Below are 25,052 nucleotides of genomic sequence, written 5' to 3' on the forward strand. Positions count from 1 at the left end.
GCGGTACGGGCGGGCGCTTTGAATGGAGGTGTCACAGCAAACCCTCCAGTTTCGAAGGGTTGAAGCCCGCGCCCGGGACCAGTTCCACGCCTTCCTTGGACATGCGCACCTCAAGCCCGGCGGCGATGAAGCCCTGCTTCAGCCGATCCACCTCGGAGAAGTCCTTGCTCTGCATGGCCTCCGCGCGGGCCTCGGCAAGTCGGGAAGCCATGGCGGAAAGGTCCACTGAAACCTCCGTCCAGCCGCCCATCTCTTCGCTCAGGAGACCGAGCAAACGCGCAGAAGCCACGAAACCTTGCGCCAGTTCGAATGTCTCGCGATCTTTGCGAAGGCTTTCGGAGCCTTCCCAAGAGTTCCCAGCCTTCTGAAACAGTACCTGCCCGAAATGGCTCAAGGCGTTCAGCGCTCCGGCAGTGTTCAGATCGTCCGCGAGAAATTTTTCAACATCTTTAAACGGCTTACCCGGAGACACCTCCGAAAGAAGACTTCTCCACCGCCGCAGCGTCTTCTCTGCATTCGCCGCCTTCTCCGCCGTCCAGTCCATCGGCTTGCGGTAATGCGTGGACAGCATGACGAAGCGGATGACCTCGCCCGGCACGCCCTGATCCAAGAGGTCGCGGACGGTGAAGAAATTGCCCAGCGACTTGGACATCTTCTTGCCCTCGACCTGCAGCATCTCGTTGTGCAGCCAGAACCGGGCGAAGTCGCCCTCGGGGTGGGCGCAGCAGCTTTGCGCGATCTCGTTCTCGTGGTGCGGGAACATCAGGTCGTTGCCGCCGCCGTGGATGTCGAAGCTTTCGCCCAGAAGCGCGTGGCTCATGGCCGAGCACTCGATGTGCCAGCCCGGACGGCCCCGGCCCCAGTGGCGACGCCCAGCCCGGCAGCTCGTCCGAGGAGGGCTTCCACAGCACGAAGTCCATCGGGTTCTTCTTGTAGGGCGCCACCTCGACCCGCGCGCCCGCGATCATGTCGTCGACCGACCGGCCCGAGAGCTTGCCATAGGCCGCGTAGCTCTCGACCGCGAAGAGCACATGCCCCTCGGCCTCGTAGGCATGGCCGCGCGCGATCAGGTCCTCGATCATGGCGACCATCTCGGCGATGTAGCCGGTCGCGCGCGGCTCGTGATCGGGCCTGAGCGCGCCAAGCGCGTCCATGTCCGCGTGATACCAGCCGATGGTCTCGTCCGACCGCTCCTGCACCAGCGCTTCCAGCGTGCCCTCGGCCCCGGCTTCCTTGCGGGCCAGCGCGGTGGCGTTGATCTTGTCGTCAACGTCGGTGAAGTTGCGCACGTAGGTCACATTGTCGGCGCCGTAGACATGCCGCAAGAGCCGGTAGAGCACGTCGAAGACCAGCACGGGCCGCGCGTTGCCAAGGTGGGCGCGGTCGTAGACCGTGGGACCGCAGAGATAGAGACGCACATTCCCGGGGTCGATGGGCGTGAAGGTCTCCTTCCGCCGGGTGCGGGTATTGGTGAGCGTGATGTCCATAGGCCCGGTCCTTCGCGTTGGTCGCGGCGGGCTTAGCAACTTCATCCGTCAGAGGGAATAGAAGACCGGCCCGCCATGGTCGGGGGCCCCGACCGTGGTCAGCAGATGATGCAAATGAGAGTTGCGGTGATCTTCATGGCCCTAGGCCTTAGCAGGTTTCGCGGCGCCCGCCAAGCGCCACCTGGCCCTTGCATTGCCGGCGGCCCCGGCGCACCCTTGGCGCCATGAGCCGCGAGACTGTCAACACGATCTGCCGGGCGCTGAAGGGCGCCGAATGGTCCGACCCCCGGGGCGGCGGGCACGATGCGTGGAAGGTCGGCGGCAAGATGTTCGCCTGCATCGGCGCGCAGGGCGGCGGGGTGTCGGTCAAGACGCCCTCCATCGCGGATGCCGAGGCGCTGATCGGCATGGAGCGGGCGGTCAAGGCGCCCTATTTCCACCGCTCCTGGGTGCAGGTCGACTGGGACGCGGTGCCCGAGGACGAGTTGCGCGAGCGGATCGAGAGCTCTTACGCGCTGGTCTTCGGCGGGCTGACGAAGAAGGCGCAGCGGGCCATCGCAGAGGGCTGAGCGCGCGCGGGCCGAATTCTCCTAAAGAATTCGGGGCGATTTCTTTGGAAGAAATCGCCCCGCCCGTATCAGTTGTCGCGCTCCCGCTCCAGCGCCCGGTAGGCGGCGACGTTGCGGTTGTGCTCGTCGAGCGTCACCGCGAAATTGTGGCCGTCCACGGGATCGAGCGTCTTTGCCACGAAGTAGCGGTAGTCGGCGCCCGAGGGATTCAGCGCCGCCTCGATGCTGGCGCGGCCCGGGTTGGCGATGGGGGTCGGCGGCAGCCCGTCGATCACATAGGTGTTCCACGGCGTCGCGCCGCGCAGTTCCGATTGACGCAGGCCCCGGCCCAGCGGACCACGGCCCTTGGTGATGCCGTAGATCACCGTCGGGTCGGTCTGCAGGCGCATGCCCTGCTCCAGCCGGTTCACGAAGACGGCGGCCACGTCAAAGCGTTCCTGCGCGTTGCCGGTTTCCTTCTCGATGATCGAGGCGAGGATTAGCGCCTCTTCGGGGCTTTCCAGCGGCAAGCCGTCGGCACGATCCGCCCAGGCCTCGGCAAGGATCAGCTCCTGGGCCCGGCGCATCCGCTCGATCACGCTGGCGCGGGTGTCGCCGGGGGTGATCTCGTAGCTGTCCGGCGCCAGCGCGCCCTCTTCGGGCACCGCGACCTCGCCTTCGAGGATATCGACCTGCTTGAGTTCCTCGATGACCTGCCAGCTGGTCACGCCCTCGGCCAGCGCCACGCGGTAGCGGGTGTCGCCCGCCTCGCGCACGGAGGCATAGACCTCGGGGGCCTCACCCTCGCCCGGCGTGAACTCGGCGCGCTGCTCGTAGCGGCTCGGTCTGCGGGTCGATCTCGCGGACCTCGACCACCGCGCGGGTGATGCCGATGCGGTAGACCACCTCTGTCCCGCAGGTCGAGGCGCCGCCGCGGGTGACGATATCGACGATCTCGGCCATCGAGGCGCCCTCGGGCACCGGGAAGGACCCGGCCTTCAGCTGCTGCGTGCGGTCGGTGTAATCGGCGCCCAGCCGGAACAGCATGGCGCTGCTGACCGCGCCCTGCCCGGACAGGTTCTCCGACACGCGGCTCATATTGGTGCCGCGCGGCACCTCAAGGCAGATCGGCGCCTGAAGCGGACCTTCGGCGGAGTATTCGTTTTGCGCCCAGAGCAGCAGCCCGCCAAAGAGGAAGACCGCGACGACCAGAAAGGTCAGCGCGTTCGAGGCAACATTGCGCCACATCGGGTCAGTCTCCTGCTCAGTCGGCCTTGCCGAAGATCACGCTGGCATTGGTGCCGCCGAAGCCGAAGGAATTCGACAGGGCATAGCGCACCTCGCGGGCACGCTTGGCGTTGGGCGCCAGGTCGATGGGCGTCTCGACCGCCGGATTGTCCAGGTTGATCGTCGGCGGCGCGACCTGATCGCGGATCGCGAGGATCGAGAAGATCGCCTCGATCGCGCCGGCAGCCCCCAGAAGGTGCCCGGTGGCGGATTTGGTCGAGGACATGGTGACCTTGGAGGCGGCATCGCCCAAGAGGCGCTCGACCGCGCCCAGTTCGATGGTGTCGGCCATGGTCGAGGTGCCATGCGCGTTGATGTAGTCCAGATCGCCCGGCTGCAGGCCCGCATCGCGCAGCGCCGCCTTCATCGAGCGTTCGCCGCCCTCGCCGCTCTCGGAGGGGGCGGTGATGTGGTAGGCGTCGCCGGTCAGCCCGTAGCCGCAGACTTCGGCGTAGATCTTGGCGCCGCGCGCCTTGGCGTGCTCGTATTCCTCCAGCACGACAACGCCCGCGCCCTCGCCCATGACGAAACCATCGCGGTCGGCGTCATAGGGGCGGCTTGCGGCCTTGGGATCGTCGGCGCGCTTGGTCGAGAGCGCCTTGCAGGCGTTGAAGCCCGCGATGCCGATTTCGCAGATCGCCGCCTCAGCGCCGCCCGCGACCATCACGTCAGCGTCGCCGTATTTGATCAGCCGGGCCGCGTCGCCGATGGCATGGGCGCCGGTCGAGCAGGCGGTGACCACCGAATGGTTCGGGCCCTTGAAGCCGTATTTGATCGAGATATTGCCCGAGATCAGGTTGATCAGCGCGCCGGGGATGAAGAAGGGCGAGACGCGGCGCGGGCCCTTGTCGCGGATCAAGAGCGCGGTGTCGGCGATCGACGACAGACCGCCGATGCCCGAGCCCACCATGACGCCGGTGCGCAGCTGCGCCTCTTCGTCCTCGGGCGCCCAGCCCGCATCCTCGACCGCCTGCGCGGCGGCGGCCATGCCGAAGCGGATGAACTCGTCGATCTTCCGCTGTTCCTTCTTGTCCATGTAGAGATCGGGGTTGAAGGTGCCGTCGGTGCCGTCGCCATAGGGCACCTCGCAGGCATAGGTCGTGGCCAGATGGCTGGCGTCGAACTTGGTGATGGTGCCCGCCCCGGACTGCCCGTCCAGCAGGCGCGACCATGTTTCCTCGACCCCGCAGGCCAGCGGGGTGACCAGTCCAAGCCCTGTGACCACAACGCGACGTGCCATGGATCTGCCCTTTCGTTCGTCTCTCTGTTGTCCCGCTCTTACCGTGCGAGGCGGTCCGGGGGCAAGAGTGCGCGCGCGGCCTTGGCGTGGCGCCGCCGCCTCTGTCGGCCCGCGCCTGCCGCTGGCAGGACCGCTGGTCGCGACCGTTTGCATCGGGCCCGGGCGGGCGGCCCCGGCACGGGCGCCTCTGCCCCGTCGCGGTCCGGGGGCCATCCGGAACGCGCCGACCCTGCGCCGGGGCAATTCCACCCCAAAGGGTTTGACCCTCTCAGGGGGACTGCCTACCTTCAACCGGGATAAACCCGCCCGTTGTCACCAATTAAAGGTTTTCCATGCCCCTGCTTGTCGCCACCGATCTGTCTGACCGCTCTGACCGGGCCGTTGAAAGAGCCTTCGACCTTGCGCGCAGGCTTGACACGCCGCTGACCCTGCTCACCGTCGTCGACGAGTCCTATGCCTCGGATTTCGCGCAAGAGATCGGCGCCAAGGCGCGTCATCGGCTTGAAGCGATTGCCGGGAAACTCGGCACCGGCGTCACCTATGACATAAGGGTCGAAACCGGCGATCCGCTTGCGCTGCTGATCGAAGAGGTCAATTCACCGGATCTCGACCTGGTGGTCATGGGGCGGCACCGGCAGCGCGGCGTCCTCGACGGGCTGCGCGCCACCACCGTGGAAAGCGTCGTCTCGCGCTCGCTGACACCGGTGCTGATGGTCGTCGACCCGGTGCTGAGCGACTACCGCCGGGTGCTTGCCCCGGTGGCCTTCTCCGCCACCTGCGCCCGCGCGGTGGAAACGGCCAAGACCATCGCCGCGGATGCGACCTGCCGCATCTTCCACGTCTGGTCCGCTCCTTTCGAGGGCCTGACCGGCGGCAAGGGGTCGGACTATGCCCGCGCGGTCGAAGCCGAAACCCGCGACCAGGCCGCGGACTGGGTCCAGAGCTTTGACGCGCCACATCCCGAGGTCCCGCTGATCCACGGCCCGCTCGGCGCGGCGGTGCAGCAGGAGATCCTGTCCTTCGGCCCGGACCTGCTGGCCATCGGGGCAACCACGCGGCCGCTGTCCTTCAGCGGGCTCGGCTCCTTCGCCGCCGACATGGTGCGCGATCCCCCGAACGACCTGCTGATCGTGCGCGCCGCCAAGCCATAGAACCACAGGCGCCCGGGGATGGCCCCGGCGCCTGCCACGCGATGCGCGACCGTCAGGCCCAGTCCGCGCCCAGATCGGCGCGGGCGCGGTCGATCCAGTGGTCGCGCAGCCAGCCGCAGGGTTTCGAGCGGCGAATGACCGAGCCGGAATAGCCCTCGATCGCCTCGTCCATCTTCGGGTGGCCGTGAAAGCAGACCACGCGGGCGTCTTCGGGCAACTGCGGCGGGCGCAGGTAATTCAGCGGAAACGGGTTGCAGTCATACTTGAAGGACACCACCCAGGGCTCTGGGATATAGGTGAAAACCCCGCGATCCATCGCCTTGTGCGAGGTATAGCGCTGCTCGGACCCGCGCGCCTCTTCGACCTCGGCATAGGGGTTGGCTGCAAGGTCGTCATAAAGAAACCCGTGCCGCGCCGGATCGAAGCGAAAGACCGAACCGTGCCCCGTGGGCCGCCCCTTGCGCTTCTCGGTCCAGTCGTGACGCATGGCGACGGTGCCGGGGGCAAGGTCGTGGATCTCGTCCAGCCCGCCGGTGATCACGACATCAAGGTCGAAACCCAGCACCGGCCCCTCCAGATCCGGCACCAGGCCGGGCCGGAACAGCGAGGTCTTGCGCATGGCGCCCTGCCGGTTCGCCACCTTCAGCGCCTCGCCCATCGGCCCGGCGAAGGGCTCGACCGGCAGCGGCAGCACCTCGATATCCGGGTGCAGGCCCGCCGCGTCCTCGGTCATGCAGAGAAAGCGCACCGGGCGCGACAGGTGGCGGCGTACACCGGAATAGAGACGGTTCACGTATTCAGGCCCGAAGAGCGTGCCCCATTTGATGCACATGATGTTGACGGTCATCGCGGCTCCTTCCCGGCTGGCCCCGGGTGCCGATTAGCAAGTGGCCCGCGGAAAGACCAGCGGCACCCTTGCGCACGCGGCGCGGCGGGCGTAGTCTGGCGCCCCAGTAAAACCCCGATGGCCGGAGGCATGATGGAGATTGCATCCCCCTTCCGGGCCGCGCGCGCCTGAGGCCGCGTTGCCCGAGCAAGACACCGGCGTCGCCCCTGCGCGGCGCCTGATGTGATGCCTGTACGGGACCGTTTCCATTGACTGACACGACACTTGCCGACCTCGGATGGTCGGAAGCCTTCGCACGCCAGCTGACCGCCGGTGAAGAGACCCTGAAACCGATGCGCGTGGCCGAAGTCCACCGCGACCGCCTGCGCGCCCTCGGGTCCACGGGCGACGCCATGCTGATCCCCTCGGAGCGCGCCGGCGCCTATGCGGTGGGCGACTGGGTGCTGAGCGACGGCACCAGCGCCCTGCGCCGGCTGGACCCGGCCACCGACCTGACGCGCAAGGCCGCCGGGCATACGGTCGAGCGCCAGCGCATCGCCGCCAATATCGACACCATCGCGGTGGTGACCAGCTGCAACGCCGATTTCAACCTCGCGCGGCTCGAACGCTACCTCGCCCTGATCGCCAGCGCCGGATGCCTGCCCCCGGTGGTGCTGACCAAGGCCGACCTGGTGGAGGACGCCGACGACTACCGCCGCCAGGCCGAGAAGCTCTCGCCGCTGGTGACGGCGCTGGCGCTGAACGCCAAGGACATGGAGGACGCGGGCCGCCTGACCGCATGGTGCGGGCCGGGCCGGACGCTGGCGCTGGTCGGCTCCTCCGGCGTGGGCAAGACAACCCTGCGCAATGCCCTGACCGAACAGACCGCCGCCACGGCGGGCATCCGCGAGGACGATGCCAAGGGGCGCCATACGACAACCTTCCGCAGCCTCGTGCGCACCCGCGCCGGCGGCTGGCTGATCGACACCCCCGGCATGCGCGAGCTGCAACTGGCCGACGCCCAGGACGGCATCGGCGAGGTCTTCGACGACATCACCGAGATCGCCGCGCAGTGCCGCTTCAACGACTGCGCCCATGACACCGAACCGGGCTGCGCCATCCGCGCGGCGCTCGATGCGGGCCACATCGACCCGGACCGCCTGAAGCGCTGGCAAAAGCTGATGCTCGAAGACCGCTACAACTCGGAAAGCCTCTCGCAGACCCGCTCGCGCCAGAAGGCCTTCGGCAAGATGGTCAAGGGCGGGCAGGCGCGCGGGCGGCAAAAGCGCAACCAAGGCCGCTGACACGGGACGCGGGATCGGCGCCGCGCAGCCCCCGTCTTCTTCTGTCGGAAAATATCCCGGGGGCCGCGCAGCGGCGGGGGCAGCGCCCCCTCCCCGATCGCGGCTCCGCCAGACCGTCGAAAGCGCCCCCTGAAAACGCATCGGGGGCAGTTCCCGGACCGTCCCCTGCTTCTCTGGTCTCCCCAATACCTCGGGGGAGCCGAAGGCGGGGGCAGAGCCCCCTTCCACGCGCCCGCAGGCCGGAGTGCCCGACCCGAGCCCCCGGCTGGGTCGGGCGCCCCATCCGGCCCCATGCGGCCCCGTCAGGCCAGCGGCATGCGGCGTTCGGCGATTTCGGCCCACCACGAACAGCCCGCCGGGATCGCCTCGTCGTTGAAGTTGTATTCCGGGTTGTGCACATCCGCGGAGGGGCCGTTGCCCACGAGGATATAGGCGCCGGGCCGTTCCTCCAGCATATAGGCGAAATCCTCGCCGCCCATGGTGATCTCCGCCGCGCGGTCGCAGGCGCCAGAGACCGCCTCGGCGACATCGGCGGCAAAGGCGGTCTGTGCCTCGGTGTTCACCATCGACGGATAGCCCGGCAGCCAAGTGACCTCTGCGGTGCCGCCGAAACCCTCGGCGGTCGCGGTGGCCAGCGCCTTCAGCCGCTCTTCGCCCAACTTGCGGTTCTCCTTCGACATGGTGCGCACCGTGCCCTTCAGCTGCACCCGCGCCGGGATCACGTTAAAGGCCTTGGACGAGCTTTCGATCGCGGTGACCGAGACCACGATGGGGTCGGCGGGATCGGCATTGCGCGACGAGATGCTTTGCAGCGCCGTCACGATCTGGGCCGAGATCACCACCGGATCCACGGTCTGGTGCGGCTTGGCGCCATGGCCGCCCCTGCCCGTCACATCGATCACGAACTGGTCGGTGGCGGCGAAGAAGGCGCCGGAACGGATCGCGAAGCTGCCGACCGGCTGGCCCGGCCAGTTGTGCATGCCATAGACCTCCTGGATGCCGAACCGCTCCATCATGCCGTCCTCGCACATCTCGCGGCCACCGCCGCCACCCTCTTCGGCGGGCTGAAAGATCACCACCACGGTGCCGTCGAAGTTGCGCGTCTCGGCCAGGTACTTGGCGGCGCCCAGCAGCATGGCGGTGTGGCCGTCGTGGCCGCAGGCATGCATGGCCCCGGGCGTCTTCGAGGCATAGTCCAGCCCCGTCGCCTCGTGGATCGGCAGGGCGTCCATGTCGGCGCGCAGGCCCACCACCCTGCCGGACCCGGTCTGGCGGCCCTTGATGACCCCGACAACGCCGGTGCGGCCCAGCCCGGTGACGATCTCGTCGCAGCCGAATTCCTTCAGCTTCTCGGCCACCAGTGGCAGAGGTGCGATGGGTCTCGAACAGGATCTCGGGGTTCTCGTGCAGGTCGCGGCGCCAGCCGGTGATCTCGGCGTGCAGTTCAGCGAAGCGGTTCTTGACGGGCATGCTCTCTCCTTCGGCCCCGGGCGGCGGCAGGCGCCGGGCGCGGCCTTCCTGTTGTGGCGGCCCCGCGGGGCCGGTCCTGTTGCAGAGCATAGGAATGGCGGCGGCCTCCGCAAGCCTGTGGATGCGCGGGACATGGGTTTTCCGGGTGAGGCGGCCCGACGGATGGGCGCACCGGCGACCGCCCTGCGACGGGTCTTCCGCACCGCGGCCTGCGCCCGGGCAACCGGCAGCCGGCCCGGCCCCTGCGGCAGGGGCCGGGCCGCCCTTGTCGCAGGCGCCCGCTGGCGGCCCGACGGCTGCCGGTCCCGGCGCGCGCCCTGCCCGTCGACAGAACGGCGCGGCAGAGCGCCGGGTGCGGGGACGCCGGACGGGCCGTCGAGACGATGAGCCCGGTGGGAGGGGGCTCTGCCCCCGCGCCCTGCGGGCGCCCCCCGAGGTATTTGTCGGACCAAAGAAGCCCGGGCCGGGTGGATGTCCGGGATGCCGGGGGCTTGCGGGCCCGTGCTCAGGCCGGGGATTGCAGCAGGCGTTCCATGAAGGTGCGGCCTTCGGCGAATTGCGCGGTCGAGATGTATTCGTCGCCCTGATGCGCCACCCCGATGGAGCCCGGGCCGCAGACCACGGCGTTGTAGCCCGCCGCCTGGAAATGGCTGGCCTCGGTTCCGTAGCTGACAAAGCTCTGGCCGTTCTCGCCGGTCAGGCGGCGGACCAGTTCCTCGGCGGGGTTGTCCCTGCGCGGGGCCAGCGGCGGCAGGGCAAAGCGTTCCTCGACCTCGATCCATGTCTCCGGGCGGACGGCCTGCATTTCGGCCTGCACCTCTGCCACGCGCCCGGCGAAGAGCCGCCGCCAGAGGTCGAGGTCCTCGCCGGGCACCACGCGAAAGCCGAAGCCGAATTCGCAGTCCTTCGCGGTGATATTATGCGCCGTGCCGCCCCGGACCTGCCCGACATGGGCATTGGTATAGGGCGGGTCGAAGAGCGCGGCGAGGCCCTGCGGCTCTGCCGCCATGAGCGAGGCGTTCAGACCGTTGGCCCAGTCGATCAGTTTGGCGGCGTACATGATCGCGTTGACGCCGGTGTGCAGCATCGAGGAATGGACCTCGAAACCATGCACATGCACCCACCAGGTCACGCCCCCCTTGTGACCCGCGACCGGCTTCAGCATCGTCGGTTCGCCGATGATCGCATCCGAGGCCCTTGGCAGGTGCTGCATGGCCTCGATCAGCGGCGGCGCCCCGGCGCAGCCGATTTCCTCGTCGTAGGACAGCGCCAGCTGCAGCGAGCCGCGTGATGCCGCGCTTCTGCGCCTCGACCGCCGCCCAGATGGCCATCGCGTCGAAGCCCTTCATATCCGCCGTTCCGCGCCCGTAGAGGCGGCTCGTCGCGCTCTGTCACCGTGAAGGGATCGGCGGTCCAGCTCTGCCCGTCCACCGGCACCACGTCGGTATGGCCCGAGAGCAGGACGCCCCCCGGCTCTGGCGGTCCGACATGGGCGAAAAGCGCGGCCTTGCCGGGCTCGTCGGGTTTGACGTGGCGCCCGGCCTCGATGCCATGGGCGGCAAGGTAGCCCTGCACCCAGTCGATCAGCGGCAGGTTGGTGTCGCGGCTGACCGTGGGGAAGGCGACGAGACGGTCGAGGATCTCGCGGGGGGAAAGGGTCTGTGTCATGCACAGACCCTGCCCCGGCGCGAAGCGGAAGGAAAGCCCCGGCACATGCGGCAGCGCGGCAGGGGCCGTGCGTGTCCCGCGGGCGGGCAACCGGGTGGCGGCCCTGCCTGTCCTCGGCGCGCCCGGCAGCCATGGCGCGGCAGTGGTCCCCCGAGGCAGCGGGCGGGCCAGAGGCGGGCTGGCACCGCGTGGCCGGGTTCGGCAGGGCCCGCCGCCCGGTCAGAACCGGGGCAGTGCCCGCCCTCTGGGCAGAGAGAGGCCATGTCCCCTTCCCTGTCGCCACGCGCAAGGCGCGTCCGGTCGGGGAGCGCGCCGTCGGTCGAGACACACCAAGACGCACCGCCGCCAGCAGAGGCCGTGCGGATGCCGACCCTCCTGCGGCGCCGATCAGTACCCGCTGTCGGAGGTCAGCACCCTGTGTCCCGGAGAGACCTCGCGGTAGACCGACGGCCCGGGCTCATGCCCAACCCGGTGGATCGGCGAGGGAATCGGCTTGAAGTTCAGGTCCTTCTCGGACTTGCGGCGGCGCGGATCGGCAATGGGCACCGCCTTCATCAGGGCGCGGGTATAGGGATGCTGCGGGTTCTCGAAGACGGCGCGGCGCGGCCCCAGCTCGACGATGCGGCCAAGGTACATCACGCCCACGTGGTGGCTGACCCGCTCGACCACCGCCATGTCGTGGCTGATGAAGACATAGCCAAGGCCCAGCTCTGCCTGCAGCTCCATCATCAGGTTGATGACCTGCGCCTGAACCGAGACGTCCAGCGCCGAAACCGCCTCGTCCGCGACGATCAGCTTGGGGTTCAGCGCCAGCGCGCGGGCAATGGCGATGCGCTGGCGCTGGCCGCCCGACAGCTCGTGCGGGAAGCGGCGCATGAAGCTGCGCGGCAGTTCGACCCGGTCGAAAAGGTTGGCGACCCTGTCCATCACCGCAGAGCCTTTGGCCACGCCGTAGTTGTGGATCGGTTCGGCCACCTGATCGGCGAGCGGCAGTTGCGGGTTCAGCGAGGCGAAGGGGTCCTGAAAGATCATCTGCATCTCGCGCCGCATGTCGCGCAGGCCCGAGGGCGGCAGCGCCATGACATCGGTGCCGTCCAGATCGATGGTGCCCGCCATCGGCTCGACCAGACGCAGGATCGAGCGCCCCGCCGTGGACTTGCCGCAGCCGCTTTCGCCCACAAGGCTGAGGGTCTGCCCCTTGTTCAGCGTGAAGGACACATCCTCGACCGCGTGCACATTGGCGACGGTGCGCCGGAAGAGCCCGCCCCGGACGGCAAAGCGCGTGGTCAGGTTCTCGACCTTCAGCAGCGGCTCCTGCGTGCCCGGGATCGGTTGCGGCGGCGGACCCGCCTGCCCGACCAGCCGCATCGGCGCGGGCAGATCGGTGCCCGACATCTCGCCCAGCTTGGGCACGGCGGCCAGCAGAGCCTTGGTATAGGGATGCTGCGGGCGCTCGAAGATCTCTTCGACGGTGCCGTCCTCGACCTTGTTGCCGCGGAACATGACCACGACGCGGTCGGCCATCTGGGCGACCACCGCCATGTCGTGGGTGATGAACATCACCGCCGTCCCGGTCTCGCGCTTGAGCCGGTCCATCAGGGCGAGGATTTCCGCCTCGGATCGTCACGTCCAGCGCGGTGGTGGGTTCGTCGGCGATCAGCAGGCGCGGCTTGCAGGCCAGCGCCATGGCGATCACCACGCGCTGGCGCATGCCGCCCGACAGCTCGTGCGGGTACTGCTTCAGCCGCCGCTCGGCCTCGGGGATGCGGACCTGCTTCATCAGGTCCAGCGCCACGGCGGCGGCCTCTTTCCGGGACAGGCCGCGATGCACGCGCAGGCCCTCGGTCAGCTGGCGTTCCACGGTGAAGACCGGGTTCAGCGCGGTCATCGGTTCCTGGAAGATCATGCCGATCTCGTTGCCGCGGATCGTGCGCATCAGCGACTGGTCGGTGGCGGCGAGGTCGATCTCGCCCCCTCCTTGCGGTCGAACAGCAGGCGGCCCCCGGCGATCTCGCCGCCGCCGTATTCGATCAGCCGCATCAGCGACAGCGACGAGACTGACTTGCCCGATCCCGATCTCGCCGACCACGCAGACGGTCTCTCCGGGGCCGATCTCGAATGAGACATCCTCGACCCCCACCACCGGACCGGACTTGGTCTGGAACTCCACCCGCAGGTTTTCGATGCGGGCAATCGGGTGTGGGGCGGCGTCCAGCATGGCGGTCCTCTGTCTGTCTGACACAGAAGGCTACGGCCTGCCAAAGCCGCCTGTAAAGGGTGGCGGTGCACTTCCTTTAGGCAATGCTTGCATTTTGCGCATCATCTGTTTCGATGGACCCAGTGAGAGAGCGTTGGATGTCATTTCAAACCCCCGGCCATTGCGTGCCGGAATTCGGGATGCATCACTGTTCCCCACCAATGCGAGAACGTGGACGGCCCACGAAGGCCCGTCCCGCCAACTAGGAGAGTGACATGAAACTCAAGACCCTGATGCTGGGGGCTGCCGCTGCCGTGGCCTTCGCACCAGCCGCCATGGCCGAGCGCGGCTCTGACGGCGAAGTGCGGATCATCTACTGGCAGGCGCCGTCGATCCTGAACCCCTTCCTGTCGGGCGGCACCAAGGATACCGAAGCATCGTCGATCATCGTCGAGCCGCTGGCCCGCTACAACGCCTCCGGCGAGCTGGTGCCCTGGCTGGTGGACGAGATCCCCACCGTCAACAACGGCGGCGTCACCGAAGACCTGACCCAGATCACCTGGAAGCTGACCGAGGGCCTCGTGTGGTCCGACGGCACGCCCTTTACGTCCGAGGACGTGAAATTCACCTACGAATACTGCACCCATCCCGAAGGCGGCTGCGCGCAGCTGACCAAGTTCGAGGGCATCGCCAGCGTCGAAACCCCGGATGAGCTGACCGTCGTGGTCACCTTCGACGAACCGCAGCCGGTGCCCTATTCCGCCTTCGTGGGCAACGAAAGCCCGATCCTGCAAAAGGCCCAGTTCGAGAACTGCGTCGGCGCCGCCGCCTCGACCTGCACCGATGAGAACTTTGGCCCCATCGGCACCGGCCCCTTCGTCGTGGACGAGTTCAAGCCCAACGACGTGATCTCGCTGTCGGCGAACCCCAATTACCGCGACCCGAACAAGCCGGCCTTCGCGACCGTCAACTTCAAGGGCGGCGGCGACGCGGCCGCGGCGGGCACCGCCGTGATGGAAACCGGCGAGTTCGACTACGCATGGAACCTTCAGCTGGCGCCCGACGTCATTGCCGAGATGGAAGCCGGCGGGAAAGGCGTCGCCGTGGCGGGCTTTGGTCCGCTGATGGAACGCATCATGCTGAACAACACCAACCCCGACCCGAACCTCGGGCCGGATGAGCGCTCGGTCGTGCGCCCGCACCCCTATCTGTCGGACCCGGCGGTCTACAAGGCCATGTCCATGGCCATCGACCGCAACCTTCTGGTCGAGGTGGGCTATGGTCAGGCCGGTCGCGTGACCTGCTCTTGGGTCCCCGCGCCCGAGGCCTTTGCCTGGACCGATGCCGAGGGCTGCGATGTCCAGGATATCGAGGGCGCCAAGGCGATGCTGGAAGAGGCCGGCTGGGTCGACAGCAACGGCGACGGCATCCGCGAGAAGGACGGCGTCGAGCTGCGGATGCTCTACCAGACCTCCACCAATGCCGTGCGCCAGGACTTCCGAGGCGCTGATCAAGGACTGGTGGGAGCAGATCGGCTTCGAGGTCGAGCTGCGCAATGTCGACTCGTCGGTCTTCTTCGGCGGTGACCCGGGTTCGCCCGACACCTTCCAGAAGTTCTATGCCGACGTCGAGATGTACGCCAACACCTTCAACGGCACCGACCCGCAGGCCTACCTTGGCAACGGCCTGTGCGACAAGGCTCCGCGCCCCGAAACCCAGTGGCAGGGCGAGAACATCAGCCGCTTCTGCGACGAGGAGTACGACGCGCTGCACACCGAGCTGACCAAGACCGCCGACCCGGCAGAGCGTCAGCGCATCGACCGCGAGCTGTCGAAGATGGCCTTCGAGCGCGGCGGCATGATCCCGCTGGTGCACCGTGGCCGCCTGTCGGCGCATTCGAACACCCTTGGCGGCGTCGATCTGAACGTCTGGGATTCGGAGCTGTGGAACGTGGCTGACTGGTATCGCACCGAGTAAGCCCCGGAACCGGGCGCGCGCCTGTCGCGCGCCCTCGTGCAGGCCGGGCGCCGCCCCGGCCTGCCCCGACATCGCCGCCGCCCCGGCAGAAAGGCCCGCCCCGCGATGACGACGGACCTCCGGCAGCCAGAAAGACCCTTCCGGCACGACGGCTGCGGGTTCCTGAATGGCGCCATGCGGCCACCGGTTGCCCCGGCACCCCGGCAGCATCGCCCGCGTTTCCGCGCGTTGACAGATCCGGCGACCCGTGGTCGCGCCGCCCTTGCTGCGGCGCAGGTGACCCGCCTCGCCCCTGTCGCACCCCCCGCCTTTCCCGCGCCATGCCCCCCGCTTCGGTCCCCGGGGCCGCAGGGGACGTGCATCCACCGCCACCGACAAAGCCAGACAGGGGAGTAACCCTTGCTCACATACGCGATCCGACGACTCTTGCTCTCGATCCCGACGCTGATCTTCATCAGCTTCGTCATCTTCATGCTGCTGCAGCTCGCCCCCGGCGACCCCATGGCGCAGGTCCCCCTGACCGTGCCGCCCGAGGTCAAGGAGAAGATGCGGCAGGCCCTCGGCCTCGGAGAGCCGCCGCTGGTGCAATACTGGAAATGGCTGGTCCAGGTCTTCTGGATCGAGCCGCAGGTGCTGATCGACCACTGGCTGGGCACCACCTTCTCAGAAGGCAAGCTGCGGGTGATCTCGTGGCAGACCCGCAGCCCGGTCATGGACATCATCCTGCAGCGCATCCCGCAGACCCTCTGGGTGGTGGGCGTGGCCTATATCGTCGCCATCCTGATCGCGATCCCGGTCGGCATCTACTCGGCCTACCGCCAGTATTCGGTCTTCGATCAGGCGGGCACCTTCGTGACGATGATCGGCTTCTCGATCCCGCCCTTCTTCACCGGCCCCCTGCTGATCGTGATCTTTTCCGTGCAGCTTGGCTGGTTCCCCTCGATCTACGATACCACGCACCGGGTCGTCGACTGGGCCACCTTCAAGGTCCAGCTGCAACAGATGATCATGCCGGTCATGGTGCTGGCGCTTCAGATCACCGCGCAGCTGTCGCGCTACATGCGCGCCTCGATGCTGGACAACCTCAATCAGGACTACGTGCGCACCGCCCGGGCCAAGGGCCTGTCAGAGGCCGTCACCGTCATGGTCCACGTCCTTCGCAACTCGATGATCCCGGTGGTGACCGTCATCGCGCTGGGGATCCCGTCGATCTTCGGCGGCGCCATCATCACCGAAAGCGTCTTCAAGGTGAACGGCATCGGGCAGCTTCTGCTGACCGCGCTTTTCGCCAACGACCTGCCCATGGTCATGACGCTGACCTTCATCTTCGCGGTGCTTATCGTGATGTTCAACCTGATCGCCGATATCCTTTACGGCATTCTCGACCCGAGGATCCGCTATGACTGACTCTCCGCAGGACGATGTGATCCTCGCCGAAGGCGCAGAGGCCGCCGCCCCCATCGCGGCGCTGCAGGACAAGGGCCCGACACAGCCGCCCCGCTCGCGCGGGAAGGACGTCTGGGACCAGTTCCGCAAGCACAAGGGCGCAATGTTCGGGCTGGGCTTCCTGACCTTCATCACGCTGGCGGTGCTGGTCGGCCCCTACATCTGGACGGTCGATCCGCAAAAGCTGGACATCCGCAACAAGGACCTGCGGCCGATCTACACCACGCTGTGGGACGGCTCGGCCAAGGTCTCCTGGGCCAAGCCCTCGGGGTCGGACCAGCTGGGCCGCGACAACCTCGCGCAGATGCTGGCGGGGGGACGCGCCTCGATGGCGGTGGGCTGGGCGGCGATGCTGCTGAGCCTGATCATCGGCACCGCCATCGGCGTCATGGCGGGCTACTTCAAGCGCCTCGACGGGCTGCTGATGCGCACCACCGACCTGTTCCTCGCGCTGCCGATCCTGCCGCTGCTGCTGCTTGCGGTGACGCTGTTCCGGCAACCGCTGCGGGCCAACTTCGGCCCCGAGGGCGGCATGTTCATCCTGATCGTGACGATCATCGCGATCACCTCGTGGATGCCCACGGCGCGGATCGTGCGCGGCGACGTGCTGGCCATCAAGGAGCGCGAGTTCGTGCTTGCCGCACGCTCCATCGGGTCGTCGAACGGCAAGATCATCCGGCGGCACCTGCTGCCCAACGTGCTTTCGCCGATCATGGTCTCGGCGGCGCTGGGACTGGCCACGGCGATCATCACCGAAAGCGCCCTGAGCTTTCTGGGCGTGGGCTTCCCCTCGGACTTCCCGACATGGGGCAAGATGCTGGCGGACGCGGTGCAGCGGATGGAACGCTTCCCCGAACGGGTCATGCTGCCGGGCATCGCCATCTCGCTGACGGTGCTCTCGGTAAACTACCTCGGCGACGGGTTGCGCGACGCGCTCGACCCACGCATCCGGGGCCGCTGACGCCATGGTCCCCCGCCCGCGCAATCGGCGCGGGCGGGGAACGCGAAAGCGACGCAACGGCAAGTTCGGGTCGGCCCGGGCAGGGATACCCGTCTTCGGGCGGCGGCAAGGGACGCTCGCAGGATGCAATTCGGGCCGCGCATCATCGGGATCGGCGAGCCGGGCCAAGCGCGCCACCAGCCTTCGGCACAGCGATATCACAGAACGTCAGTCGAACCCCAATCAAGGCCCCCGGAGCGCGTGGCTCGCGGGCCCGATGCGCTGTAGCCCCGCGCTGCCGTACCGGACCAACCTGCGTGCCGTTCATTCACGGGCCTTGAAACACCGGCCCACATTGCCGGCATCCTCAATCCGGCAGATGGCTCTACTCTCCACCCAGACATCACGCCCGACAAAATAGGGCATGGCCATCTCTTCCGCGCTGCAAATCACTGCAATAGTGATGGCGGCTCGGCCCGATGACCGCATCTTCGCTATGACAGCCCCAAATCCGTCTCAATGGCGCTGACCTCAGACGGAACAACATCAGGCCTTGCCATCGAAGCCATGGACGGGAATGCGCGGGCGATCTTCGGCACGCGGTATCGCCTTCAAAACCCAAGCGAAACGCCAAACAACGCTTGAAACAGAACAGCCGACCACGCATACATCCAACCGGAACGGATTGGTACGGAAACGGAGAACCGACAACGGATGCGGATTGGCCGAGCGGCATAGCGCTGCAAAACTCCGGTTCGTTTCAGTACCAAATCACTTGCCTGGGAGTTTCATGGAACGCGACGTTGCAGCGACCTTATTGCCGAATGCCGAAGAGCTTCGGGAAACAATTAACCGGTTAATCCCTCGATTGGAAACCTCATTGCGCCACCTGTTGCTTGAGGTTTGGGACAACAAAGACAACAAGGCGCGGGCCGAGAAAAAGCTGGCGGATATCTTCGCCAATCGCGGGCTTCCTGACAGCTGTGTTTTCGCCGCGCATGACGCCATCCTGAACGCCGCTTTGTCACAGGATGAACCGGGCTTTGAACGCGCCTGTTTGCTGTTCCTTCAACTTCCGGATCAGGCGCCGAAAGCCGGGCTGCGGGTGCTTGGCCTGTCGGATGACGCCCTGTCGCCCGCCGCCTCTGAGGTCCTTCGCCGCGCCTATCGCGATGACAGCGGGCTTACGGACGATCTGGTTGCGCCCGGTTCCGGGCAGACAGACCAAGCGAAAGCCATGATCAATCGGGCAAGAGAGATCATGCAGGAATTCGCCCCCGACTGGGCAAGGGAATTCGATCTCCTCGTGTCGCAGATCTACCTGGCCACGAACCGGGACCCGAAAAAAAGCGGCTTTGGCGGCGCCACGGTCTTTGCCGCTTTCGGTTCCATCCTGATGAACGCGGACAAGATCGACGATCTGCCCGCAACCTTGATGACGCTGGTTCACGAAAGCTCGCATGCGAAGCTGTTTCTCCATCACCTCGATGACCCCGTCATCTTGAATGACGATTGCGAGCTGTACAGCTCTCCGCTCCGGTCCACTCCACGTCCCATGGAGGGGATTTTCCATGCGGCGTGGGTCTCGGCGCGCATGGTGCAAGCCGCTCGGTGCATTATCGACAGCGGCTATTGCGGGGCAGAGGCCGACGAGCTGCACCGCCAGAGCAGCCAAGCCGCGACCGTCTATCACGATTGCGCCACGGAAATTCAGCGCCATGCGCGTTTGACGCCGCTGGGACAGCAGCTGTTCGACGATGCGCAAAGGGCGATGTCCGATGTACGCAGCTGACACCATCGGCGCGGCCTTTCTGAAGCGGGCCGACGCGGCCCCCGACGCCATCCTTTTCGAAACCGGGGCCAGGACCGTCACCTATTCGGCATTCAGCGCGCGTCTGCACACGCTGAGGGCGGCCTTCGCAGACCTGGGCGTCGCCGCAAATCAGGTGGTGGCTCTGGCGAATACCGACCAGATCGACACCTTCGCCGCGATCTTCGCGCTTTGGGCCTTGGGGGCATCGCCACTGGTGCTCGATTTCAGAAGCCCCCTGTCGGAAATCCAGGAACGGGCCGCGCGCGCGGGGGCCAGCCATGTATTCTCGGACTTCAGGACGCTGGCGCGACACGACGGGATACAGAGTTTCCCGCGCGACACCGGGGCGCCAGAGACTCCGCAAGCGCGACCCGGAGTGCCCGAGCAATGCGGTCCCGCGGATTTCATCATGAGCTCCGGCACAACCGGGGTGCCAAAACTGTACCCCTCCTCGCATGCCGACGTCTTCACCGCCGTTGAACGGATGGCCCGGGGCGGAGAACGCGGCGACTGGGGAAACGCGGTGTCCTGCCTCAATCTGAGTTTTCCGGGAACGCGTTTTGTCTGGTATCGCAACGCGATCTACGGGCGAAAGATCATCCCCGTCCCGGTGTTCTTCAGCTATGCCGAGCTCGATGCTGCGCTGCTGCATGAGGATGCAGAAGAAGTGACGCTTCCGCCGGTCCTGGTCCGCGGACTGACCCAGCACATAAAGTCGCAGGGATTGGCCGGCACCGGCCCTCGCTATCATCGGCTGGTGAAAATGCAGTGCATCGGCGGGCCCTTGCTTGGCCCGGCGCTGACCGAGGCCAAGGCCCTCTTGTCCGCCAGGCTCTGCGTCACCTATTCCTCGACCCAAACGGGCGTCATTTCCCGCCTTGAGGGGGACGCGATTGACAGCCATCCACACTCGGTCGGAAAACCGCTTCCCCATCATCAGGTCAGCATTGTCGACGACGACAATCGTCCGCTGCCGATCAACGCGGTCGGCCATATCGTTACGCGGGTTGGTGAGAATAGCGCGCAACCCGGCGATCGCGGCTATCTCGATGACGAAGGCTATCTGTATGTCGTTGGAAGAGTTCAGGAATACCTGTGCCGGAATGGTGTGTCCTTCAACGCGCCCGACCTGGAAGAGCGGATTCAGAAGATCACGGGCGCCGCACTTTGTTGCGTGCTCGCAGCCCCAGGCGCAGTCGATGGCGAAGACGAGATTATTGCCGTGATCGAAGCCGACCCAAGCCGCCTGTCCAACTTCAAGACCCGATTGAGGGCACAATTGTCACCGCTGACAAGGCCGGACAAGATCGCCCTCCTGCCGGCCATCCCGAAGACATCCGGCCTCAAGCCCGCAAAGGCGCAATTGGGCCGAATGGTCGAAACCACTCAGGACCTGTGCCATGTCCTCTGATCTGAGCATATGCGTCGAACGCGCGTTCAAGACATTCTTTCCCGATGCCGAGGTGTCGCAGAACAGTGATTTCTTCGACCTCGGCGGCGATTCCCTGAAAGCCGTCGAGCTATGCAGCCTAATCGGGCAGCTTATCCACGCCGAAGTTCATCCCTCCCTTCTGTTTTCACATGCAACCCCGGCAGAGGTCACTGAAGCTCTTCGGCGAGAATACGGGCCCCTATAACGCTCTCGATGTTGGCGATCAGATAGGGGATATTCTCCGGCCTGAAGTATTGCCCGTGCGCGCAAGGCAGACTGGATTGCCTATAAACGGGAAAAAGCCTCGCCACCCGTTCATGGGTGAGGGAGAAATCGTCGTGAAACGGATTCCACTCCGGTGACTCTGCGCCAAAATTGAGCAAGGCAGGCACGGGTACTGCGCAGTCGGGGATGGTATCGATAGCAGCGACGGACCTTATCCTGTGGCCCAGCTCCAACAGGCGGTTCGCGCAGTGGAATGAATACGGCGCCCCCTGACAATTGCCGCCGACAAGAGCGATCTCCTCGGGAAGAAGGTCCGTCAGAGCCTCCGCCACCTGCCGCGCCATTTCGGCCCCGATGACATCGCGCTCGGGGGACGCTTTCATTATGATGTTGAGAGAGCGGAGCGCGACAAGCGGCTGCTCCGGGCTGAGGGCAGCATGGAAATTGACCGGTTCCAGCTCTGCATTGTAAAACCACAGGATCGGCGGTAGCGATCCGCCCGAATTCAGCAGTCTTGCAGCGCCATGCGGTCCGACGGCCCTGCCCGGCCAGCTCGTGGTCAAACGCGCGACTGAACGCAGCACATGGCTAATGTCCGCGCCTTGGGCCGTCATCGGGTTTCGTACTCTTGCGTCATTCGGGGTATATCTGCACCACAAACCAACGGCCCGCCAAGTTGCGGGCCGCTTTTCTTTTCACGATCGGAATTCTCGTTCCGGTCAGGCTCAGAAACCGGTTCCCGGAGGAGCCAGCTCGCCGACTTTCGGAGCTGCAGCGGTTTTACCGCCCTTCAATGTCAGAATTTTCTTGAGATCCAAGTTCATTATATCTTCCCTTCTGGATAAGTTAGATAAAAAAACTACATCTCGCCCCTCTGTGCAAGGGGCACTGGAGAACTCATTTCACCTCATCTTTTCAACGTCGAGCGGTGGCCAAGCGGCCTGCGGTCTCAGGTTGGCGGGGTGACGTTCCAAGGGGCCCGATCATCGAGTTGACCTTGCGGATGTCCGGCGGCGATGGCGTTGAGACGGGCAAAGGGCTCTACGCCGTTGATCCTTGCGGTCTCGACCAGCGATGCGATGCGGCCCCATCTGATAGCCCCCAGCGCGTGGTGTAGGAAGCCGGGGGTGGAGCCTTGGGCGACGCTGGCGGTCACCGTCGATCTTCGGAGACGGATTGGGGTGCGACACCTGAGCGTCTGCTCCTGGACTTTGCCAAGGATGGCCATGCTATCGCAACCAACGATACGGGCTCATCCGGCCCTCGCCCCCTCCCGGGCGCCTTCCCCGCCGAAATGGCGGAACCGGGTCTCTGGGTTACATGATTGCGCTCCTCACGCGGTAGTTGTCGTGGCACATCCCGGGTCGTATCCGACCAGCGGAAGTCGGTCCCGTCGTTCGAAGTCAGATGATCGAGCTCAGGTTCTCCTACCGCGAAACATGTCGTATGACTGGGCAGCCCTTCGGCCACCTCTCCGCTCACCATCCAAGGTGACGTGAAATCACATGACTCCGAGACGCAGACATGAGCGCCACTTCGATCAAATCAGCTGAAGGCCTGAGCAATCTCCAGGCCGAGATCGCCCACAAGATCCTTACCCTTGCGCAAGACGGGCACTGGAAAGAAGGAGAGCACGTCTCGGAGACGCCGCTGGCGAAATTGCTGGGAACCTCGAGGACTCCGGTTCGCCGTGTCCTCATCCATCTGGAGGAACGGGGCCTCTTCACCAAGATCCCGAACATCGGTTTCCGCTTCCAGGGTCTGCCGGCGAAGAACGACAACCTTTCCGATCTGCTGCCCAAGTCGGAAACCGAAACCCTCTACGAGCGGGTGATGACAGCGCGCGCCTCTGGCGAGATCACCCCGGAGGTGTCGGAGGCAGAACTGGCCGACCATTTCGGCGTGACGCGCGGGATGATCCGCCTGGTCCTGATGCGGTTCGCCAACGCCGGGCTCGCCGAGCGGCGTACCGGCCACGGGTGGCGCTTTGCCGAAACGCTGGACAACCCCGAGGCGATCAATGCCAGCTACGGATTTCGGGTCATCGTCGAATGCGGCGCGGTCCGGGATCCCGGGTTCCGGCCCGACCTGGGGCAACTGGCCGAGCTGCGCGCGCAGCAGCAGCGTCTTCATGACACGCCCGTGAACCGGATCACCGGCGCGGAATGGTTCGAAGCCAACGCCAACTTCCACGCCACGGTGGTGGGCTGGGCGCACAACCGCTTCCTGTCCGAGGCGATCGCTCGGCAGAACAGCCTGCGCCGGATGACAGAAGTGGTGGAGTTCACCGAGCTGAGCGCCGACCGCATCCGCAAGGCGGCCCGCGATCACCTGGCGATCCTCGATGCGATCGAGGTCGGCGACACAGAGGCCGCCGCGCAGATCCTCGACCGCCACCTCAGCCGTGTGCCGGGCGAACCGGCAAGGCTGGACTAGTCGGCCAGCAGACGGCTACGAAGAACGCGCGGACCGGCGGCTCCATCGCCTCGGCCACATGGCCGACGCCCGGCAGATCCTGCCGTTCCGGTGCGGCGCCGATCCCGCGCAGCGCCGTTTCCAGGGCCGTCAACCGCGCGACCCGCGTCGCGCCGGCATCGTTTGCGCCATCCTCGCACCAGAAGTCCGAGCCCCGGCGGATCGTCATGCCCCCGGCGGTGTCCTCTGCCCCGACCAGCAGCTGTACCGGGACCCGCGCGACCGCCCCGGGGTCGAAAGGCGCGCCCGTTGACGCCTCCATGTCGCCGGTACCGATCCACCAACCGCGCGGGTCCCCCGGCAGGGTCACCGTACCCGGCGCCGCGATGGAGATGCCGCGCAGACGGTCCGGGTGCCGCAGCAGGAAGCGATGTGCGAACTGCCCGCCGCCCGAGAATCCATACATCAGAACCTGCTCGGTCTGCAGGCGGAAGACCTGGCCCACTTCCTCGATCATGCCCAGCAGGACCTCGTCATAGGCGATACCGGCATGGCGCATCAGCTTGTAATTGTTGAAGTCGTCCTCGCCGTTTATCCCGCAGGGAAAGAGCGGCGCCAGAAGTGCGCACTGGTGTGCTTCGGCGAAGGCGGTGAAACGATCCCGCAGCGCCTGGGCATCGCGCTTGCTGTGGTGGATCAGCACCGCCAGCGGGTAGGTCCGGCTCGCCTCAGGGTCGTAGCTTTCGGGGACGTAGGTACAGTAATGGAACCGCGGATCGCAGCGGGCGGCGAACATGGCGCTGGCCGGCAGGCGGTAGAAGTTCATCCGGGCCATCAGGACACCTCCGCTTTCACGTAGTCGGCCACGCAGCCCACCATGCGGGTCATCGCGGCCTTGAAGGCCGGGTAGTCGGCACTGCGGTCGCGGGTCTCCTCATCCATGTACAGGCGGCGGTTGATCTCGAACTGAACGGAATGGCGACCGATAGCGGGGTTGGCATAGGCCTCGGTCAGCTCGGCGCCCTTGAAGGGCCTATTCATGGCCACGCTGAACCCCTCGCCTTCCAGGATCTCGCGCAGGAGCGCGGTGAACTCGGGCCCCGCCGAGGTGCCCAGCATGTCACCGATACAGATGTCGGCGCGGCTCGTGCCCGGCCCGTCCGAGGACATGGCATGGCCCGCGTCGGTCATCGAGTGGCAGTTGATGTGCCAGACCCGGCGGTACTGGGCAAAGGCCCCGTCGAGCAGTTGGCGCAGCGCGTCGTGGTAGGGCAGCCAGTAACGGCGGATGCGCGCCTCGGCCTCGGCCACCGTCAGCGGCGCGTCGTACATCGGCGTCTCGCCCCAGGCCTTGCGCCAGATCAGACCCATGCCGCGCCGGGCGGTGTTGCTGTCGCGCGTGGGATGCGGCCAGGGGCCGGCAACCATCCGCTCGTCCATGTCCGACAGCGACCGGTTGGGGTCGAGGAAACTGCGCGGGAACAGCGCCGCCAGCAGTGGCGCGCCATGGTCGGGGGCGGCGGCGAAGATGTCGTCGACATGGGTGTCGTACCGAAATCCGCACCATGTCCGGGTCGACCGCCGGCTGGAAATCGGCGGGCAAATCGGTGCCGCTGTGCGGGCTGT

15 protein-coding genes and 6 pseudogenes are annotated in these 25,052 nt (G+C 66.4%); 10 read left to right on the plus strand and 11 right to left on the minus strand.

All coding sequences use genetic code 11. The features are described from left to right. Positions 1 to 31 precede the first annotated feature (31 nt). A pseudogene (gene cysS, locus ABFB10_RS02470) lies at positions 32 to 1,487 on the minus strand (cysteine--tRNA ligase). A gap of 224 nt (positions 1,488 to 1,711) precedes the next feature. Here cysS and ABFB10_RS02475 point away from each other — a divergent pair. Further along, positions 1,712 to 2,056 (plus strand): MmcQ/YjbR family DNA-binding protein, encoded by a 345-nt coding sequence (locus tag ABFB10_RS02475; RefSeq protein WP_347165231.1) that lies wholly within the window; start codon positions 1,712 to 1,714, stop codon positions 2,054 to 2,056. Between the two features lie 68 nt (positions 2,057 to 2,124). Here the strand turns inward: ABFB10_RS02475 and mltG are convergent. Further along, a pseudogene (gene mltG, locus ABFB10_RS02480) lies at positions 2,125 to 3,283 on the minus strand (endolytic transglycosylase MltG). Between the two features lie 16 nt (positions 3,284 to 3,299). Then, a complete protein-coding gene (gene fabF, locus ABFB10_RS02485) occupies positions 3,300 to 4,562 on the minus strand; it encodes a beta-ketoacyl-ACP synthase II (RefSeq protein WP_347165233.1) in 1,263 nt (420 codons plus the stop codon). A 332-nt stretch (positions 4,563 to 4,894) separates the two neighbouring features. Here fabF and ABFB10_RS02490 point away from each other — a divergent pair, with 332 nt between their 5' ends. Next, on the plus strand, positions 4,895 to 5,713 hold the full coding sequence (locus ABFB10_RS02490) for a universal stress protein (RefSeq protein ID WP_347165234.1): 819 nt from the start codon (positions 4,895 to 4,897) through the stop codon (positions 5,711 to 5,713). Between the two features lie 52 nt (positions 5,714 to 5,765). Here ABFB10_RS02490 and ABFB10_RS02495 read toward each other — a convergent pair whose 3' ends face one another. Beyond that, positions 5,766 to 6,560, minus strand: coding sequence for a glycosyl transferase (locus ABFB10_RS02495; RefSeq protein ID WP_347165235.1), 795 nt, complete (start codon positions 6,558 to 6,560; stop codon positions 5,766 to 5,768). Positions 6,561 to 6,808: 248 nt separating this feature from the next. On the opposite strand from ABFB10_RS02495, the gene rsgA reads away from it, so the two are divergent. Beyond that, on the plus strand, positions 6,809 to 7,843 hold the full coding sequence (gene rsgA, locus ABFB10_RS02500) for a ribosome small subunit-dependent GTPase A (protein WP_347165236.1): 1,035 nt from the start codon (positions 6,809 to 6,811) through the stop codon (positions 7,841 to 7,843). 302 nt (positions 7,844 to 8,145) lie between these two features. Here rsgA and ABFB10_RS02505 read toward each other — a convergent pair. The 4 genes and pseudogenes from ABFB10_RS02505 to ABFB10_RS23925 all read right to left on the minus strand — a co-directional run. Beyond that, positions 8,146 to 9,313 (minus strand): annotated as a pseudogene (locus tag ABFB10_RS02505) (M20 aminoacylase family protein). Positions 9,314 to 9,818: 505 nt separating this feature from the next. Then, positions 9,819 to 10,981 (minus strand): annotated as a pseudogene (gene argE, locus ABFB10_RS02510) (acetylornithine deacetylase). 387 nt (positions 10,982 to 11,368) lie between these two features. After that, positions 11,369 to 12,577 carry an ATP-binding cassette domain-containing protein gene (locus tag ABFB10_RS02515; protein WP_430522983.1) on the minus strand — a complete coding sequence of 403 codons (1,209 nt, stop codon included), beginning with the start codon at positions 12,575 to 12,577 and terminating at the stop codon, positions 11,369 to 11,371. 100 nt (positions 12,578 to 12,677) lie between these two features. Then, positions 12,678 to 13,199: pseudogene (locus ABFB10_RS23925) on the minus strand (ATP-binding cassette domain-containing protein); the annotation flags it as partial. A 254-nt stretch (positions 13,200 to 13,453) separates the two neighbouring features. Between ABFB10_RS23925 and ABFB10_RS02520 the strand changes: the two are divergent. From ABFB10_RS02520 to ABFB10_RS23930, 6 genes and pseudogenes are all read left to right on the plus strand, one after another. Beyond that, positions 13,454 to 15,155: pseudogene (locus ABFB10_RS02520) on the plus strand (peptide ABC transporter substrate-binding protein). 399 nt (positions 15,156 to 15,554) lie between these two features. Continuing rightward, positions 15,555 to 16,562, plus strand: coding sequence for an ABC transporter permease subunit (locus ABFB10_RS02525; protein WP_206563401.1), 1,008 nt, complete (start codon positions 15,555 to 15,557; stop codon positions 16,560 to 16,562). Next, positions 16,555 to 17,562: an ABC transporter permease gene (locus ABFB10_RS02530; RefSeq protein WP_347165238.1), complete on the plus strand. Its 1,008-nt coding sequence runs from the start codon at positions 16,555 to 16,557 to the stop codon at positions 17,560 to 17,562. The genes ABFB10_RS02525 and ABFB10_RS02530 overlap by 8 nt, the downstream gene beginning before the upstream one ends. A gap of 769 nt (positions 17,563 to 18,331) precedes the next feature. After that, complete coding sequence (locus tag ABFB10_RS02535; RefSeq protein ID WP_347165239.1) at positions 18,332 to 19,333, plus strand: aKG-HExxH-type peptide beta-hydroxylase; 1,002 nt, start codon at positions 18,332 to 18,334, stop codon at positions 19,331 to 19,333. Then, complete coding sequence (locus ABFB10_RS02540) at positions 19,320 to 20,765, plus strand: class I adenylate-forming enzyme family protein (protein WP_347165241.1); 1,446 nt, start codon at positions 19,320 to 19,322, stop codon at positions 20,763 to 20,765. The genes ABFB10_RS02535 and ABFB10_RS02540 overlap by 14 nt, the downstream gene beginning before the upstream one ends. Continuing rightward, on the plus strand, positions 20,755 to 20,991 hold the full coding sequence (locus ABFB10_RS23930) for an acyl carrier protein (RefSeq protein ID WP_430522984.1): 237 nt from the start codon (positions 20,755 to 20,757) through the stop codon (positions 20,989 to 20,991). Before ABFB10_RS02540 ends, ABFB10_RS23930 begins: the two co-directional genes overlap by 11 nt. Here ABFB10_RS23930 and ABFB10_RS02545 read toward each other — a convergent pair. Then, complete coding sequence (locus ABFB10_RS02545; RefSeq protein ID WP_347165243.1) at positions 20,954 to 21,625, minus strand: hypothetical protein; 672 nt, start codon at positions 21,623 to 21,625, stop codon at positions 20,954 to 20,956. The two genes, ABFB10_RS23930 and ABFB10_RS02545, sit on opposite strands and share 38 nt — an antisense overlap. A 910-nt stretch (positions 21,626 to 22,535) precedes the next feature. Here ABFB10_RS02545 and ABFB10_RS02550 point away from each other — a divergent pair. Beyond that, entirely contained in the window at positions 22,536 to 23,447 is a 912-nt protein-coding gene (locus tag ABFB10_RS02550) for a GntR family transcriptional regulator (RefSeq protein WP_347165244.1), read from the plus strand. Here ABFB10_RS02550 and ABFB10_RS02555 read toward each other — a convergent pair. Together ABFB10_RS02555 and ABFB10_RS02560 are read right to left on the minus strand one after the other, a co-directional pair. After that, positions 23,410 to 24,261, minus strand: coding sequence for an alpha/beta hydrolase family protein (locus tag ABFB10_RS02555; RefSeq protein ID WP_347165246.1), 852 nt, complete (start codon positions 24,259 to 24,261; stop codon positions 23,410 to 23,412). The two genes, ABFB10_RS02550 and ABFB10_RS02555, sit on opposite strands and share 38 nt — an antisense overlap. Continuing rightward, entirely contained in the window at positions 24,261 to 25,031 is a 771-nt protein-coding gene (locus tag ABFB10_RS02560) for an N-formylglutamate amidohydrolase (protein WP_347167913.1), read from the minus strand. Before ABFB10_RS02560 ends, ABFB10_RS02555 begins: the two co-directional genes overlap by 1 nt. Positions 25,032 to 25,052: the final 21 nt, after the last annotated feature.

It is taken from the genome of Ponticoccus litoralis, assembly GCF_039769985.1.
Taxonomy (GTDB): domain Bacteria; phylum Pseudomonadota; class Alphaproteobacteria; order Rhodobacterales; family Rhodobacteraceae; genus Ponticoccus; species Ponticoccus litoralis.

Excerpts from the sequence above, each read along its gene's own strand:
- ABFB10_RS02475 (WP_347165231.1), top strand. The coding sequence starts at position 1,712 with ATGAGCCGCGAGACTGTCAACACGATCTGCCGGGCGCTGAAGGGCGCC.
- fabF (WP_347165233.1), bottom strand. The coding sequence starts at position 4,562 with ATGGCACGTCGCGTTGTGGTCACAGGGCTTGGACTGGTCACCCCGCTG.
- ABFB10_RS02490 (WP_347165234.1), top strand. The coding sequence starts at position 4,895 with ATGCCCCTGCTTGTCGCCACCGATCTGTCTGACCGCTCTGACCGGGCC.
- ABFB10_RS02495 (WP_347165235.1), bottom strand. The coding sequence starts at position 6,560 with ATGACCGTCAACATCATGTGCATCAAATGGGGCACGCTCTTCGGGCCT.
- ABFB10_RS02515 (WP_430522983.1), bottom strand. The coding sequence starts at position 12,577 with ATGGACCGGCTCAAGCGCGAGACCGGGACGGCGGTGATGTTCATCACC.
- ABFB10_RS02530 (WP_347165238.1), top strand. The coding sequence starts at position 16,555 with ATGACTGACTCTCCGCAGGACGATGTGATCCTCGCCGAAGGCGCAGAG.
- ABFB10_RS02535 (WP_347165239.1), top strand. The coding sequence starts at position 18,332 with ATGGAACGCGACGTTGCAGCGACCTTATTGCCGAATGCCGAAGAGCTT.
- ABFB10_RS02540 (WP_347165241.1), top strand. The coding sequence starts at position 19,320 with ATGTACGCAGCTGACACCATCGGCGCGGCCTTTCTGAAGCGGGCCGAC.
- ABFB10_RS23930 (WP_430522984.1), top strand. The coding sequence starts at position 20,755 with ATGTCCTCTGATCTGAGCATATGCGTCGAACGCGCGTTCAAGACATTC.
- ABFB10_RS02545 (WP_347165243.1), bottom strand. The coding sequence starts at position 21,625 with ATGACGGCCCAAGGCGCGGACATTAGCCATGTGCTGCGTTCAGTCGCG.
- ABFB10_RS02550 (WP_347165244.1), top strand. The coding sequence starts at position 22,536 with ATGAGCGCCACTTCGATCAAATCAGCTGAAGGCCTGAGCAATCTCCAG.
- ABFB10_RS02555 (WP_347165246.1), bottom strand. The coding sequence starts at position 24,261 with ATGGCCCGGATGAACTTCTACCGCCTGCCGGCCAGCGCCATGTTCGCC.